The following is a 12,970-nucleotide window of genomic DNA, read 5'->3' as shown; positions in this document are numbered from 1 at the left end:
CCCGGCCGTACGAGGTCGACACCGGCTCGGTCGCAGCCAATCACCGTTTCCGCAACTTACCTACGCCACAGACCACTTGATGCTGAACCATTCCACCGCATCCCTGGCGCCTGTCCTGGGCGGGCAGCTCGCCCGTCCAGGCCGCGTCCGGTGACGGCTCGGTGTCCGAACCGGACCGGCGCCTACCTGCGGACCGGCCTCACCGGCACCACGGTGAAGGTCAGGACCAGGAACGCCGTCGACCCGTACAGCAGCCTGCTCGCGCTGGAGGTGGGTCTCACATCGGGCCCGGGCCCGCCCCTCCCTTGAGGCGTTCCAGGTCGGAGGGGCGGACCTGGATGACGATCAGGGCGATCAGCGCGGCGACGGCGGTGAAGATCGCCGCCATGATGAAGGCGGCCGAGACGCCGGCGGTGAGGATCTCGTCGGACCAGGGTTTGGGCAGTTGCCCGGTCTGTTCGAAGCGCAGGCGCTCGGCCGGGGTCGCCTGCCGGAGGAAGGCCGGGATCTGCTTCTCGGCCTCGTTGGTGCTGGCCGTGCCGTACATCGTGACCAGGATGGACAGGCCGAGCGAGCCGCCGACCTGCTGGGTGGCGTTGAGGAGGCCGGAGGCGGCGCCGGTCTCCGGGGTGGCCACGTTGGACAGGGCCATGAGGGTCAGCGACACGAACTCCATGCCCATGCCGAGGCTGAAGACGAGCATCGGACCGAGGACACTGCCCGCGTACGTGGAGTGCACATCGGTCAGGGTGAGCCAGGCGAGGCCCACCGCCGCCAGGATCGCGCCCACCACCATGAAGGGCTTGGGGCCGTAGACGGGCAGGAACCGCGAGGCCAGTCCGGCGCCGACGGCGATGACCGCGCTGACCGGCAGGAAGGCGAGTCCGGCCGCGAGCGGGCTGAAGCCCAGCACGTTCTGCACGAAGAGGGTCAGGAAGAAGAACATGCCGAAGATCGCGGCGGCGAGGCACAGCATGATGCCGTAGGTGCCCGCGCGGTTGCGGTCGGCGAACATGTGCAGGGGCGTGATGGGCTGTCTGGAGCGCCGCTCGATCAGGATGAAGGCCGCCAGGACGACGACCGCGCCGATGAACGAGGCCACGGTGAGCGGGTCCCGCCAGCCGTCCTGCGCGGCTCTGATGAAGCCGTAGACGAGCAGCACCATGCCTGCGGTGGAGGTGAGCGCTCCGGCGATGTCGAAGCGTCCGGGGTGGCGTTCGGACTCCCGGATGTAGCGGGGCGTGGCGAGCACGATGAGCAGGCCGATGGGCACGTTGACGAAGAGCACCCACCGCCAGTTGAGCCACTCCACGAGCATGCCGCCGGCGAGCAGGCCGATCGCGCCGCCGCCGGCGGAGACCGCGGCGAAGACGCCGAAGGCGCGGTTGCGTTCGGGCCCTTCGCGGAAGGTGGTGCTGATCAGGGCGAGGGACGTCGGGGAGGCGATGGCGCCGCCGACGCCCTGGAGGGCGCGTGCCCCGAGGAGTTGGCCGGCGTTCTGGGCGAACCCGCCGAGCAGAGAGGCCAGTACGAAGAGCAGCACGCCGAAGATGAAGACGCGCCGCCGTCCCAGGATGTCGCCGGCCCGGCCGCCGAGCAGCAGCAGACCGCCGAAGGTGAGGGTGTAGGCGTTGACCACCCAGGACAGGCTGGTGGTGGAGAACTCCAGCGAGCTCTGGATGTGCGGCAGCGCGATGTTCACGATGGTGATGTCGAGGACCACCATCAGCTGGCAGGAGGCGATGACGAGCAGCGCCATCGCGTTTCCGCCACCACCGGTGTCCTTGGTGGTGGCCGCCTGTGGTGAAGCCGGCTGCGGGCTGCTGCCTGCGGTGTCCACCGTTCGACGGTACGCCCGCCTCCTGGACCTCACCACTCGATCACCGTCAGCCTCTGCGGTTGCCCTTCGGTGACAGCAGTTGCTCGCGCAGGACGGTCAGTTGGTGCGAGGTGTCCACCGCTCTCTCCTCGTCCAGGGTGGTCAGGGCCAGCAGCAGGACATCGGCGACGACGAGCGCGGTGAGTGCCTCGGAGGTGATGCCGGTCGGGGTGTGCGGGGCGGTGAGGACGGCGTCGACGCGGTCGCCGAACTCCTCGCCCAACTCGTCGGTGACGAGCACGACGCGTGCCCCGACCGCGCGGGCGCGTTCGACGAGGACGGTCAGCTCGGTGAGGGCGCGTCCGGGCTGGAAGATCACCACGGCGTCGCCCTGGCGCAGGCCGAGCAGATGGTCGGCGAGGGCGAAGCCGGTCGCGTCGAGGAACCGGGAGCGGCGGCCGATACGGCCGAGCGCGAGGGCCAGGTGCCGGGCGGCCGCCTCGGAGGCGGCGATGCCGAAGCAGTGCACCTCCCCCGCGTCCGCCAGCGCCGCGACCGCCGCGCGGAGCGACTCCTGGCCGGTCAGCCGCCGGGTCTGCTCGATCCGTTCCTGGGCCTCGTCGAGCACATCGCCCCAGATGCCGTCGAGGTCCCGCCCGACGTGGGCGATGCGCTGCTTCAGCCGCACCTCGGGCGCCACCGCCGCGGTGAAGCCGGTGGCCAGCTCGCGCTTGAGGGCGGGGAGTCCCCCGTAGCCGAGGCGCTGCAGTGCGCGGACGACGGTGGCGTTGCTGGTGCCGCTGGCCGTGCCCAGTTCCTGGGCGCTGGCGAACAGCATCTGCTCGACGGGAGCGCTCGCCAGGTACTGGGCGACCGCGCGCTCGGAGGCGGACAGGGACTCCCAGTGGTCGCGGACGGCCGCGCGGAGGCGGGCCACGCCCTCTCCCAGATCCCCGGGCTCTGAAATCTCCGTTACAGGCATTGACTTCCTCGTGTCGGCCGTTACTCTCCTGGACAACGCATTCCAAGAGGAGCGGTTTTCGTAATCGACGTTACAGCACGTCGGTGCGGCGGACAGCCCTCCACTGCGAGGAGAACAATGGCACCCCCTGCATCCCCGTCCCTCCCTCTCGTCGAGATCTCCGGCACTCCTCTCGAGCGCGGACGCCAGTACGGCGAGGCCGTCCGCGACCGGCTGCACACCGCGCTCGCCTACTACGAGGAGGCCTTCGGCCACTCCGCCGGACTGACCTGGGAGCAGGTCACCGCCCGCGCCGCCCGCTGGCAGGAGCCGGTCGCCTCCTACGCCCCGCACCTGCTGGAGGAGATGCGCGGCACCGCCGAGGGCGCCGGGGTCTCACTGCTGGACGTGCTCGCCCTCAACGCACGCGGCGAGGTGCTCTACGACCGGTCGTTCGCGGCCATGGAGACGGACTCGGGCACGGACGCAGCCGTCGTCGAGGAGGAGCCCGCCGAGGGCTGCACCTCCTTCGCCGCCTACGGACCCGCCAGCGGCGACGGGCACGTCTGGGCGGGCCAGAACTGGGACTGGCGGGCCGCGGCCGCCGGCACGGTCGTCATGCTGCGGATCGTGCAGCCGCCCGCGCCGACCCTGATCATGCAGGTCGAGGCGGGACAGATCGGCCGCCAGGGCGCGAACTCCGCCGGGATCGCCCTCAACGCCAACGGGCTCGGCGGACGCTTCGACGACGCGGTCGGCCTGCCGCAGACCGTCGTCCGCCGCAGCGTCCTCGACCAGCACGCGATCACCGACGCCCTCGACGTGCTGTGCCGCACCCGGGCCCATATCGCCTCCAACGCACTGCTGACCTGCCGCGAGGGCTTCGCCGTCGACCTGGAGACGACGCCCGCGGGCTACGGCTGGATGTATCCGACCGACGGCCTGCTGGTGCACGGCAACCACTACCAGGCGGGCGTCCCCGCGGCCATCGCCGCCGACTACCGTCCCCTCTCCCCCGACTCGCTGGTCCGCGTCCCCCGCGCCGAGGAGGGCCTGAGGGCGCTGCGCGGATCCACCGGCCCCGACGAGTCCCGCAAGCTGATCAAGCAGGCCCTCTCCGACCACCTCGGCCTGCCTGAGTCGCTGTGCACGCACCCCGACACCCGCAGGCCCGCCGTGGAGCACTGGGCCACACTCGTCTCCTCCTGCGTGGACCTGACCACCGGCGACTACCACGTCACAGCGGGCACCCCTTGCGACCGCGACTACCAGCACCTTCCCTGGAACCTCTACGACGGCCCCGACGGCTCCCCGGTCCGCCGCACCAGCTGAAAGAGAAACGCCGATGAACAGAAACTCACGCGGGACCGTGACCTGCGGCCTGGTCGTCACCGGTCTCCTCACCGCCGTCGGATGCAGCGGAGCCGACACCGCCACGACCGGCGGCAGCCCGGTCGACGCCGCGCGGCTGAAGCTCACCCCGACCACGCCCGCCGCCCAGGGCCCGGTCGCGAAGGTGAACTGGCTGCTGGAGGACGAGCCCGACTCCCTCGACCTCGACAGCCAGGGCTCCAGCGCCGGCCGAGTCGTCCTCACCAACGTCTGTGAGCGGCTCTACCAGCTCCAGCCCGACATGACTGTGAAGCCGTTCCTCGCCGAGAAGGCGACGACGCCCGACGGCAAGACCCTCGTGCTGAAGATCCGCTCCGGTGTCACCTTCCACGACGGCTCGAAGCTCACCGCCGACGACGTCCTGTGGAGCCTGAAGCGGCACGCCGACCCGGACATGGAGCAGAGCGACGAGTTCACCAACGTCTCCACCATGACGAAGACGGGCGCCGACGAGATCACCGTCCGCTTCAAGCAGCCCGACGCACTGTTCACCAAGGCCCTCGCGGGCGACGCCGGCATCGTCTGGAACAAGGAGCAGGTGGAGAAGGCGGGCAAGGAGTTCGGCACCCCGGGCCAGGGCGACGCCTGCTCGGGCCCGTACGAGCTGACGGGCTGGAAGTCCGGTGACTCGATCACCATCCGCGCCTACGACGGCTACTGGGGCGAGCGGCCGCTGACCAAGGAGGTCGTCTTCCGCTGGGCCTCCGACAGCGCCCTGGTCAACGCCCTGAAGACCGGAGCCGCCGACGGCACCTTCGCCGAGTCGCCCAACACCGCCTCCGCGCTGCGCGACGCCAAGGGACTCAGCCAGTACTACGGCCCCTCCACCGCCACCCTCGACCTCATCCCCACCGAACGCGGCGGTCTGAAGGACCCGCGCGTCCGACGCGCCGTCTCCCTCACCCTGGACCGCGCGGGCATCGCCAAGTCCGGCTACGGCGGTCTGGTGCAGCCGTGGGCGAGCCCGGTCGGTTCCGGCGCCTGGGGCTACGCGAAGCCGGAGTTCGCCGCCGCGCAGAAGCAGTTGGCGGCGGGCGCGCCCGCATCGCCCGACGCGGACGACATCGCCGAGGCCAAGAAGCTCGTGAAGGAGGCCGGCGCGCCGTCGGCCCCGATCGTCATCGGCACCGACGCCAGCCAGGGCCGCACCGTCGTCGCCAACGCCCTGCGCGCCGCCCTCCAGCGCATCGGGCTCAAGGGCGAGATCAAGACGGTGCCGACGACCCAGTTCGAGGAGTTCTACAGCGACCCGCAGGCCCGCACCGGCATCGACGTCCTGGTGGGCGACTGGTACATCTCCAAGTCCGACCCGATGGGCTTCTACGACAACGGTCTGTCCGACTCCTCCAACAACTGGATCGGCTTCAAGGACGCCGCCTACGACAAGAAGGTGCACCAGGCGCTGTCCACGCTGGACGACGCGCAGCGTGCCGCCCTCGCGATCGACGTGCAGAAGCGGTTCACGGACGCGGCGGTCTGGATCCCCGTCGCCCAGGTGCCCTCGGTGCTGGTGCTGAACAGCCGGCTCACCGGGGCGCCCGCCTCCCAGGCCTATCTGTACTACCCGTGGGCGGCCGGTCTCGGCGCGAGGAAGGGCTGAGCCGCCATGGCCGCCCGGATCGTACGGCGCCTGGCCGGTTTCCTGGCCACGCTTCTCGCCGCCTCCTTCGTCATCTTCGCGGCCGTCTACGCGGCCCCCGGCGACCCCGCCGTCTTCCTGGCCGGCGGTCGCGACGAGCTCACCCCCGAGCGGCTCGCGGCCGTCCGCGCCCAGTACCACCTGGACGAGCCGCTGGTCGTGCAGTACGGGCGCTGGCTCGCCGACTGCGTCCACCTCGACCTCGGCCGCTCCTTCAAGTACGGCGACCAGGTGGCCGACCTGATCGCGGCCCGGCTGCCCACCACCGTCGAACTGGTCGCCTACGCCACCGTGCTGTTCGTCGTCCTCGGTGTGGGCTCCGGCATCCTCGCCGCGATCCGGCAGTCCACCTGGGTCGACTCGGCCGTGGTCGGCGGGACGACGCTCGCCGCGTCCGTGCCGTCGTTCGTCGCGGCGATCGCCCTCGTGTCGCTGTTCGGCGTGCAGCTGGGCTGGTTCCCGGTGACGGGGGCCGGCAGCGGCCTCGCCGGGACCCTGCACCATCTGACGCTGCCCGCGCTGTCGCTGGCGCTCGGCGCGCTCGCGCTCATCAGCCGGGTCACCCGGCAGGCCATGGCGGACGCCGCCGCCTCCGACCACGTCGAGGCGGCCCGGGCCTCCGGGATCCCGGAGCGGGACATCGTCCGCCGCCATGTGCTGCGCAACGCGCTCGGCCCGATCGTCACCATGTGCGGCCTGGTCATGGCCGGGATGCTCGCCGGGACGGTCGTCGTCGAGACCGCCTTCGGCATCAGCGGCATCGGCTCGCTGCTGGTCGGCGCGATCAACACCCACGACTTCCCGGTGGCGCAGGCCGTGCTGCTGCTCATGGTCACCGGCTATGTCGTCGTCACCACCGTCGTCGACCTGGTCCATCCGCTGCTCGACCCGCGCGTCCGTGAGGAGGCCCGTACCGCATGACCGCGCTCACGCTCGCCCCCGTCCGGGTACGCCCCCGACGCCCCCTGGGTGTGCTGGTGGCCGGCGGTTTCCTGGGCCTGGTGGTCCTGGCCGCCGTACTCGCCCCGCTGCTGGCGCCCTACGCCCCCGACGCCATCGACCTGTCCGCCTCGCTCGCCGGCACGAGCCCCGACCACCTCCTGGGGACCGACTCCTCCGGCCAAGATCTCCTCTCCCGGGTGCTGTACGGCGCCCGCAGCAGCCTCATCGCCCCGCTGCTGCTCCTCGCGGTGGCCGCGCTGCTCGGCGTCACCCTCGGGGTGCTGGCCGCCTGGCGGGGCGGCTGGGTCGACGCGTTCGTCTCCCGGCTGACGGATGTGATGTATGCCTTCCCCGGGCTGCTGTTCACCGTCCTGATCATCGCGGTCTTCGGCACCGGCATGACCACGTCCGTGCTGGCCCTCGGTCTCGCCTACACGCCGACGGTCGCCAAGTACACGCGCTCCCTGGCCCTTTCCGAGTGCCGCAAGCCGTACGTCGACGCCTATCGCGTCCAGGGCATGGGCGGTGCCCGGATCTGCGCGGGGTATCTGGTGCCGAACCTGGGCCGGTCGGTCGCCGGTTATCTGGTGGTGCTGTTCGGTGAGGCGCTGATGTCGCTCGCCACCCTGTCCTACCTCGGCTTCGGCGCCCAGCCGCCCAGTTCCGACTGGGGTCTGATGGTGCAGGAGGGGCAGGCCGCCGTCGTCCAGGGCGCGCTGCTGCCCGCGCTGGTACCCGGCACCGCGATCGCCGCGGTCGTCGTCTCCTTCAATGTCGTCGGCGTCTGGGCGGCCGACCGGCTCGGAGGGCGGAACTGATGCTGCTCACCCTCGACCACCTCACGGTGCAGCTTCCGGGCGCGGCCCGGCCGCTCCTCGACGAGGTGTCCCTGCGCGTGGCCCCGGGCGAGGTCGTCGGCCTGGTCGGCGAATCCGGCTCGGGCAAGTCGACCACGGCGAAGGCCGCCCTCGGCCTGCTGCCCGGCGGCGCCACGGCCTCCGGCTCCGTCCGGGCCGGCGACGCTGACGTCCTCGCCCTCACCGGCGAGGACCTGCGCCGGCACCGGGCCCGTACGGTCGCCATGGTCCACCAGGATCCACGCGCCGCCCTCAACCCGGTGCGCCGCATCGGGGACTTCCTCCGCGAGCGGGGCGCGGACCGTGCCCGGGCCGTGGAACTCCTCGCCGCCGTCGGCCTGTCCGATCCGGAGCGACGGCTGCGGCAGCGCCCGCACGAGCTGTCCGGCGGCATGCTCCAGCGCGTCGTCATCGCGGGCGCCCTGGCCGTGGAGCCCCGGCTGCTGCTCGCCGACGAGGCCACCAGCGCGCTCGACGTCACCACCCAGGCGGAGATCCTCGCCCTGCTGCGCACCCTGCGCGCGGAGCAGGGGGCCGGGATGCTGTTCATCACGCATGACCTGCATCTGGCCGCCGCGTACTGCGACCGCGTGTACGTCATGTACGCAGGCCGGGTCGTCGAGGAGCGCACCGCCGAGGCGCTGTTCGCCGACCCCGCGCATCCCTACACCCGCGGTCTGCTCTCCTGCTCGCCCACCCTGGGCGACACCTCCCACACCCTGCTGCCCATCCCGGGACGCCCGCCGTCCCTGTCCGACGTCTTCACCGGCTGCCCGTTCGCCGCCCGCTGCCCCGACGCCGAGCCGGAGTGCGACACCTGGCGGCCGACGGCGGCGGAACTCCCGGACGGCGGAACGGCGGCCTGCCGCCGGATACCCACCGCCGTGACCACCGCGGCGGCCTCGGCCGAAAGGAGCACGCCATGACCGAAGGCCCTCTGCTGGTCGCCGACGGCCTGCGCAAGTCCTACTCCCTGCCCGGCCGCGGCCGGCTCACCGCCGCCGAGGACGTGTCGTTCGGTGTGCCCCGGGGCGGTTCGCTCGGGATCGTCGGGGAGTCCGGGTCCGGCAAGACGACGGTGGCGCGGATGCTGGTCGGTCTGGTGCGGCCCGACGCCGGCACCGTCAGTGTCGACGGACGCCCGCGGGAGGCGCGCACGCCCCGGCGCAAGGCGGCCCGGCTGGCCCGCGCCCGGGAGATCCAGATGGTCTTCCAGGACCCGTACGTCTCGCTCGACCCGCGCCTCACGGCCGACCGGTGCCTGCGCACCGCGCTGCGCCTGCACGGCCGGGACGAGGACCTGGCCGCGGACCTCCTCGACCGGGTCGGCCTCGGCGCACGGGAGGCCGCGGCCCGGCCCCGGCAGCTCTCGGGCGGCCAGCGCCAGCGCCTCGCGATCGCCCGGGCACTCGCCCCGGGCCCGCGGGTGCTGGTCCTGGACGAGGCCGTGGCCGCCCTGGACGTGTCGATCCAGGCCCAGATCCTGCGCCTCCTCGACGAGATCCGCCGGGACACCGGGGTCGCGCTCGTCTTCGTCGGGCACGACCTGGCGGTGGTGCAGCACATCACCGACGACGTGCTGGTGATGCGCCAGGGCCGGATCGTCGAACAGGGCCCGACCCGGCAGGTGCTCACCGATCCGGCCCACCCGTACACCAAGCTGCTGCTCGCGGCCGTCCCCGGGGAGGGATGGGACCCGGCCACGGCGGTGGAGGCCCGTGCCGCAGCGCTGAGCTCCTGAGGCGCGCGCTCCGTCAGCCCGTCACCGGATCCGCCTCCGCGTCCGGCTCCGGTGAAGAGAAGGGGTGGCGGAGCGGCAGCGGCGGCCACGACGGCATCGCACAGCGCTCCACAGTGAAGGTGTGGCTGCCCGACCCGATCTCGAACGGGGCTGCGCTGCCCGGGAGTTGAACCACGGCCGTGGTGTTGGGCGGGACCACCGCCGTGACCGTGACGGTGTCGCCCCGTCGCTCCCACCCGGCCTCGGCGCGCCCGTACGGCGTGAGGTGCGCGGCGTGCGCATGGGTCAGCGTGCCGCCGGGCACGGGTGCGACGCGCAGCCGCTTCCAGCCGGGCCCGGCCTGCCCGAGCCCGGCGACGGTGCGGTGCAGCCAGTCGGCGACCGCGCCGAGGGCGTAGTGGTTAAAGGAGGTCATCTCGCCCGGGTTGACGGTGCCGTCGGGCAGCAGCGAGTCCCAGCGCTCCCAGACCGTGGTGGCGCCCATGGTCACCGGGTAGAGCCAGGACGGGCAGCCGGTCTCCAGCAGCATCCGGTAGGCGATCTCGGGCGCGCCCGCCTCGGTGAGCGCGTCGCAGATCAGCGGGGTGCCGGCGAACCCGGTCGCGATCCGGAACCCGGCCCGGCGGACGATCTCCGCCAGGCGCCGGCCGGCCCGCTCGCGCTGCCGTGCGGTGGGCAGCAGCGCGAACCGCAGGGCCAGCGCGTACGCGGTCTGCGCGTCCGAGGCGAGCAGGCCGCCCGGGGTGACGAACTCGTCGGCGAAGGCGGCCCGCACCCGCCCGGCGAGCCGTGTGTACCGCTCGGCGTGCTCCCGCTCCCCCAGCAGATCCGCCACGTCGGCCATGATCTCGGCCGTGCGGGCCGCGTAGGCGTTGGCCACCAGGTCGCCGTCCGTCCGGGCGTCTCCCGGCCGGTCGGGCGGTGCGCCCGGGTCCAGCCAGTCGCCGAGCTGGAACGCGGCGCGCCACAGGCCACCGCCCTCCGTCACATACCGCTCCAGTTCGTCGGCCCAGGCGGACATCGACTCCCACTGGGTGCGCAACAGGCCCTCGTCGCCGAAGGCCCGGTACAGCGCCCAGGGGACGAGGACCGCGCTGTCGGCCCAGATCGCGTTCGCCGTGTCCGGGAAACCGTCGGGCAGGGCGTCGGGCACGACCAGCGGCGGGATCGCGCCGTCGGGGCGGGCGAGCTGCTCGGCGGCGAGGTCGCGCAGCCAGGAGCCGAGCATGCCGGAGCAGTCGTACAGGAAGGCGGCCGTGGGGGCGAAGACGGCGATGTCGCCGGTCCAGCCGAGGCGTTCGTCGCGCTGCGGGCAGTCGGTCGGCAGATCCAGGAAGTTGCCGCGCATGCCCCACACGATGTTCGCGTGCAGCTGCTCGACCAGGGGGTCGGAGCACGCGAACCAGCCGGTGCGTTCCATGTCGGTGTGCAGGACGACGGCTTCGATGTCGTCGGGGTCCAACTCACCTGGCCAGTCGTCCACTTGGGCGTACCGGAAGCCGTGGAAGGTGAAGAGCGGCTCGTACGTCTCGCCCTCGGGGGCGCCCTTGAGGGTGTAGCGGTCGGTGGCCTCGGCCTGCCGCAGGGGGCGCAGGGCGAGTTCGCCGTGTTCCAGGACCTCGGCGTGGCGCAGGGTGACGGTCCGCCCGGCCTCGCCGCGCACCCTGAGCCGCAGCCGGCCGACGAGGTTCTGCCCGAAGTCCAGCACCGTGTGTCCGGCCGGGGTGGTCAGGACGTGTACGGGCTTCAGCGTCTGCGTGCGGCGTACGGGCGGGCCGGTCGGTGCCACCAAGTCGCCCCGGGGCATGTCCGGTTCGACGACGGGCATCCAGCCGTCGCCGGACTCTCCGGGTGCGGACCAGCCGGGGCGCTCCAGGCGGGCGTCGTACTCCTCGCCGTCGTACAGCTCGGACCGCAGCGCCGGGCCGGTCGCGGCCTGCCAGCGGCCGTCGGTGGCGACGGTCTCTCGGCTCCCGTCGGTGTAGCGGATCTCCAGTTGGGCGAGCAGGGCGGGCCGGTCGCCGTAGACGCCCCGCCGGCCGCCGTGGAAGCCGAGCCGGCCGCTGTACCAGCCCTCGCCGAGCTGGGCGCCGAGCACGTTCGCGCCCTCGCGCAGGTGCTCCGTCACGTCGTAGGTGGAGTAGCGCAGCCGGTGGTGGTACGAGGACCAGCCCGGGGTGAGGACGTCCGCGCCGACCGGGCGGCCGTTGAGCTCCGGCCGGCAGACGCCGAGGGCGGTGACGTACAGGCGGGCCGCGGCGACCGGGGCGCGCAGCCGGAAGGAGCGGCGGAGCAGAACGACGGGCTGTGGTCGCCCCGGGTCGATGCCCAGGTCCGGGTGCGGGGCGACCGGGCGGGCCGTCCAGTCCGCCGCGTCCAGCAGTCCGGTCTCGGCGTACGCGACCGGAGACCAGGCGGAGATCCGGCCCTCGGCGTCCCTGACGCGTACCCGTGCCCCGACCCGTGTGCGGGAGGCCAGGTCAGGACCGGGCCACGGCACCAGCACCTGCGCGTCCGAGGCGACCGGGCCGTCCGTCCCGCCGATCCGGGTACCGGCGTCGTCGAGCAGCTCGATCTCGTACGCCGACTGCCGCCAGTCGGGTGTATCGGTCTCGGTGCGCCAGCTCAGCCGGGGCCGGGGCTCGCCGATGCCGAGCGGCTCCCGGTGGTGTTCGAAGACAGGGGCGGTGACCTCGGCCTGCATGGGAACGCTCCTCACTCCGCATGACATGAATCGATTCAATCGGGCCGGTCGCGCATACGGCCCGAACTGAAATTCCCGGGGCGGGCGGCGATAATCCGATCGTGATCCGCGTTCTGCTCGTCGAGCACACCCGCCTGGTGCGGGGAGCGTTCGCCGCGCTGCTGTCCCGTGAGGACGACATCGAGGTCGTCGCGGAGGCCGACGGCGACGGTGACGTGGTGGCACGCGCCCTGGCCTGCCGTCCCGACGTGGCCGTGATCGACGTGGACTCCCGGGCGGGCGAGGACATCGCCGTCCGGGGCGAGCTGCGGGCGCGGCTGCCGGAGTGCCGGCTGCTGCTGGTGATGGCCTCGACGACACCCGAGCGGCTGCGCCGCATGCTCGATCTGCACGCCGCCGGTGTCATCAGCACCAACGCCCCGCCCGACCGGCTGGTCCACGGGGTGCGCAAGCTGGTCAGGGGGCAACGGTTCGTCGATCCCGAGTTCGCGCTGGCCGCCCTGGACGCGGGAGCGAACCCGCTGACCCCGCGCGAGGTGGAGGTCCTGCGGCTGACCGCCGACGGCACGCCCACCCGGGAGATCGCCGAGCGGCTGTCGCTGTCCGTGGCCACGGTCCGCAACCATCTGTCGGCGATCACACGGAAGACCGGCGGGCGGAACCGGATCGACGCGATCCGGATCGCCGGGGAGTCGGGCTGGGTGTGAACCGGGTGAGCCGGGCAGGTCATCGAGGTGTACCTGCCCGGCTCTCGCGGGCCCTCACGCCCTTCCCCCGGGATCTGAGACGAGCATCCCAGGGCGGGGCGCCCCGCAACACCACCGTTCGTCACGCGTGCGGCGTGAGACCGTCACCCCGGAACCGGGAGAAACGGCGATACGAGGTGGGCGTTCCGGCCGGTCGCCTGACCGGCCG

The 12,970-nt window shown here is 72.7% G+C and carries 10 protein-coding genes; 7 read left to right on the top strand and 3 right to left on the bottom strand.

All coding sequences use genetic code 11. From position 1 onward, the window contains the following. Nucleotides 1-277: 277 nt before the first annotated feature. On the bottom strand, nucleotides 278-1,759 hold the full coding sequence (locus KJK29_RS34265; protein WP_215124552.1) for an MFS transporter: 1,482 nt from the start codon (nucleotides 1,757-1,759) through the stop codon (nucleotides 278-280). A gap of 127 nt (nucleotides 1,760-1,886) precedes the next feature. Beyond that, nucleotides 1,887-2,801, bottom strand: coding sequence for a MurR/RpiR family transcriptional regulator (locus tag KJK29_RS34260; protein ID WP_215123056.1), 915 nt, complete (start codon nucleotides 2,799-2,801; stop codon nucleotides 1,887-1,889). Nucleotides 2,802-2,918: 117 nt separating this feature from the next. On the opposite strand from KJK29_RS34260, the gene KJK29_RS34255 reads away from it, so the two are divergent. From KJK29_RS34255 to KJK29_RS34230, 6 genes are read left to right on the top strand one after another with little or no spacing between them, the layout of a single operon-like run. Continuing rightward, complete coding sequence (locus KJK29_RS34255; protein ID WP_215123055.1) at nucleotides 2,919-4,112, top strand: C45 family autoproteolytic acyltransferase/hydolase; 1,194 nt, start codon at nucleotides 2,919-2,921, stop codon at nucleotides 4,110-4,112. A 13-nt stretch (nucleotides 4,113-4,125) separates the two neighbouring features. Beyond that, nucleotides 4,126-5,772 (top strand): ABC transporter substrate-binding protein, encoded by a 1,647-nt coding sequence (locus KJK29_RS34250; protein WP_215123054.1) that lies wholly within the window; start codon nucleotides 4,126-4,128, stop codon nucleotides 5,770-5,772. Nucleotides 5,773-5,778: 6 nt separating this feature from the next. Continuing rightward, nucleotides 5,779-6,732, top strand: coding sequence for an ABC transporter permease (locus KJK29_RS34245; protein ID WP_215123053.1), 954 nt, complete (start codon nucleotides 5,779-5,781; stop codon nucleotides 6,730-6,732). Further along, nucleotides 6,729-7,571 (top strand): ABC transporter permease, encoded by an 843-nt coding sequence (locus tag KJK29_RS34240; RefSeq protein WP_215123052.1) that lies wholly within the window; start codon nucleotides 6,729-6,731, stop codon nucleotides 7,569-7,571. Before KJK29_RS34245 ends, KJK29_RS34240 begins: the two co-directional genes overlap by 4 nt. After that, nucleotides 7,571-8,536 (top strand): ABC transporter ATP-binding protein, encoded by a 966-nt coding sequence (locus tag KJK29_RS34235; RefSeq protein WP_215123051.1) that lies wholly within the window; start codon nucleotides 7,571-7,573, stop codon nucleotides 8,534-8,536. The genes KJK29_RS34240 and KJK29_RS34235 overlap by 1 nt, the downstream gene beginning before the upstream one ends. Then, complete coding sequence (locus KJK29_RS34230; protein ID WP_215123050.1) at nucleotides 8,533-9,351, top strand: ABC transporter ATP-binding protein; 819 nt, start codon at nucleotides 8,533-8,535, stop codon at nucleotides 9,349-9,351. The genes KJK29_RS34235 and KJK29_RS34230 overlap by 4 nt, the downstream gene beginning before the upstream one ends. 13 nt (nucleotides 9,352-9,364) lie before the next feature. Here the strand turns inward: KJK29_RS34230 and KJK29_RS34225 are convergent, their stop codons facing one another. Next, nucleotides 9,365-12,055: an alpha-L-rhamnosidase gene (locus KJK29_RS34225; protein WP_215123049.1), complete on the bottom strand. Its 2,691-nt coding sequence runs from the start codon at nucleotides 12,053-12,055 to the stop codon at nucleotides 9,365-9,367. Between the two features lie 101 nt (nucleotides 12,056-12,156). Between KJK29_RS34225 and KJK29_RS34220 the strand changes: the two genes are divergently transcribed. Continuing rightward, on the top strand, nucleotides 12,157-12,762 hold the full coding sequence (locus KJK29_RS34220) for a response regulator transcription factor (protein ID WP_215123048.1): 606 nt from the start codon (nucleotides 12,157-12,159) through the stop codon (nucleotides 12,760-12,762). The last annotated feature ends 208 nt before the right edge of the window (nucleotides 12,763-12,970 follow it).

The sequence above is a fragment of the Streptomyces koelreuteriae genome, assembly GCF_018604545.1.
GTDB classification, from domain to species: domain Bacteria; phylum Actinomycetota; class Actinomycetes; order Streptomycetales; family Streptomycetaceae; genus Streptomyces; species Streptomyces koelreuteriae.
This window is presented reverse-complemented; position numbering and strand designations above follow the sequence as displayed.

Coding starts and splice junctions, on each gene's coding strand:
- KJK29_RS34230 (WP_215123050.1), top strand. CDS start 8,533: ATGACCGAAGGCCCTCTGCTGGTCGCCGACGGCCTGCGCAAGTCCTAC.
- KJK29_RS34225 (WP_215123049.1), bottom strand. CDS start 12,055: ATGCAGGCCGAGGTCACCGCCCCTGTCTTCGAACACCACCGGGAGCCG.
- KJK29_RS34260 (WP_215123056.1), bottom strand. CDS start 2,801: ATGCCTGTAACGGAGATTTCAGAGCCCGGGGATCTGGGAGAGGGCGTG.
- KJK29_RS34250 (WP_215123054.1), top strand. CDS start 4,126: ATGAACAGAAACTCACGCGGGACCGTGACCTGCGGCCTGGTCGTCACC.
- KJK29_RS34245 (WP_215123053.1), top strand. CDS start 5,779: ATGGCCGCCCGGATCGTACGGCGCCTGGCCGGTTTCCTGGCCACGCTT.
- KJK29_RS34240 (WP_215123052.1), top strand. CDS start 6,729: ATGACCGCGCTCACGCTCGCCCCCGTCCGGGTACGCCCCCGACGCCCC.
- KJK29_RS34235 (WP_215123051.1), top strand. CDS start 7,571: ATGCTGCTCACCCTCGACCACCTCACGGTGCAGCTTCCGGGCGCGGCC.
- KJK29_RS34265 (WP_215124552.1), bottom strand. CDS start 1,759: ATGGCGCTGCTCGTCATCGCCTCCTGCCAGCTGATGGTGGTCCTCGAC.
- KJK29_RS34255 (WP_215123055.1), top strand. CDS start 2,919: ATGGCACCCCCTGCATCCCCGTCCCTCCCTCTCGTCGAGATCTCCGGC.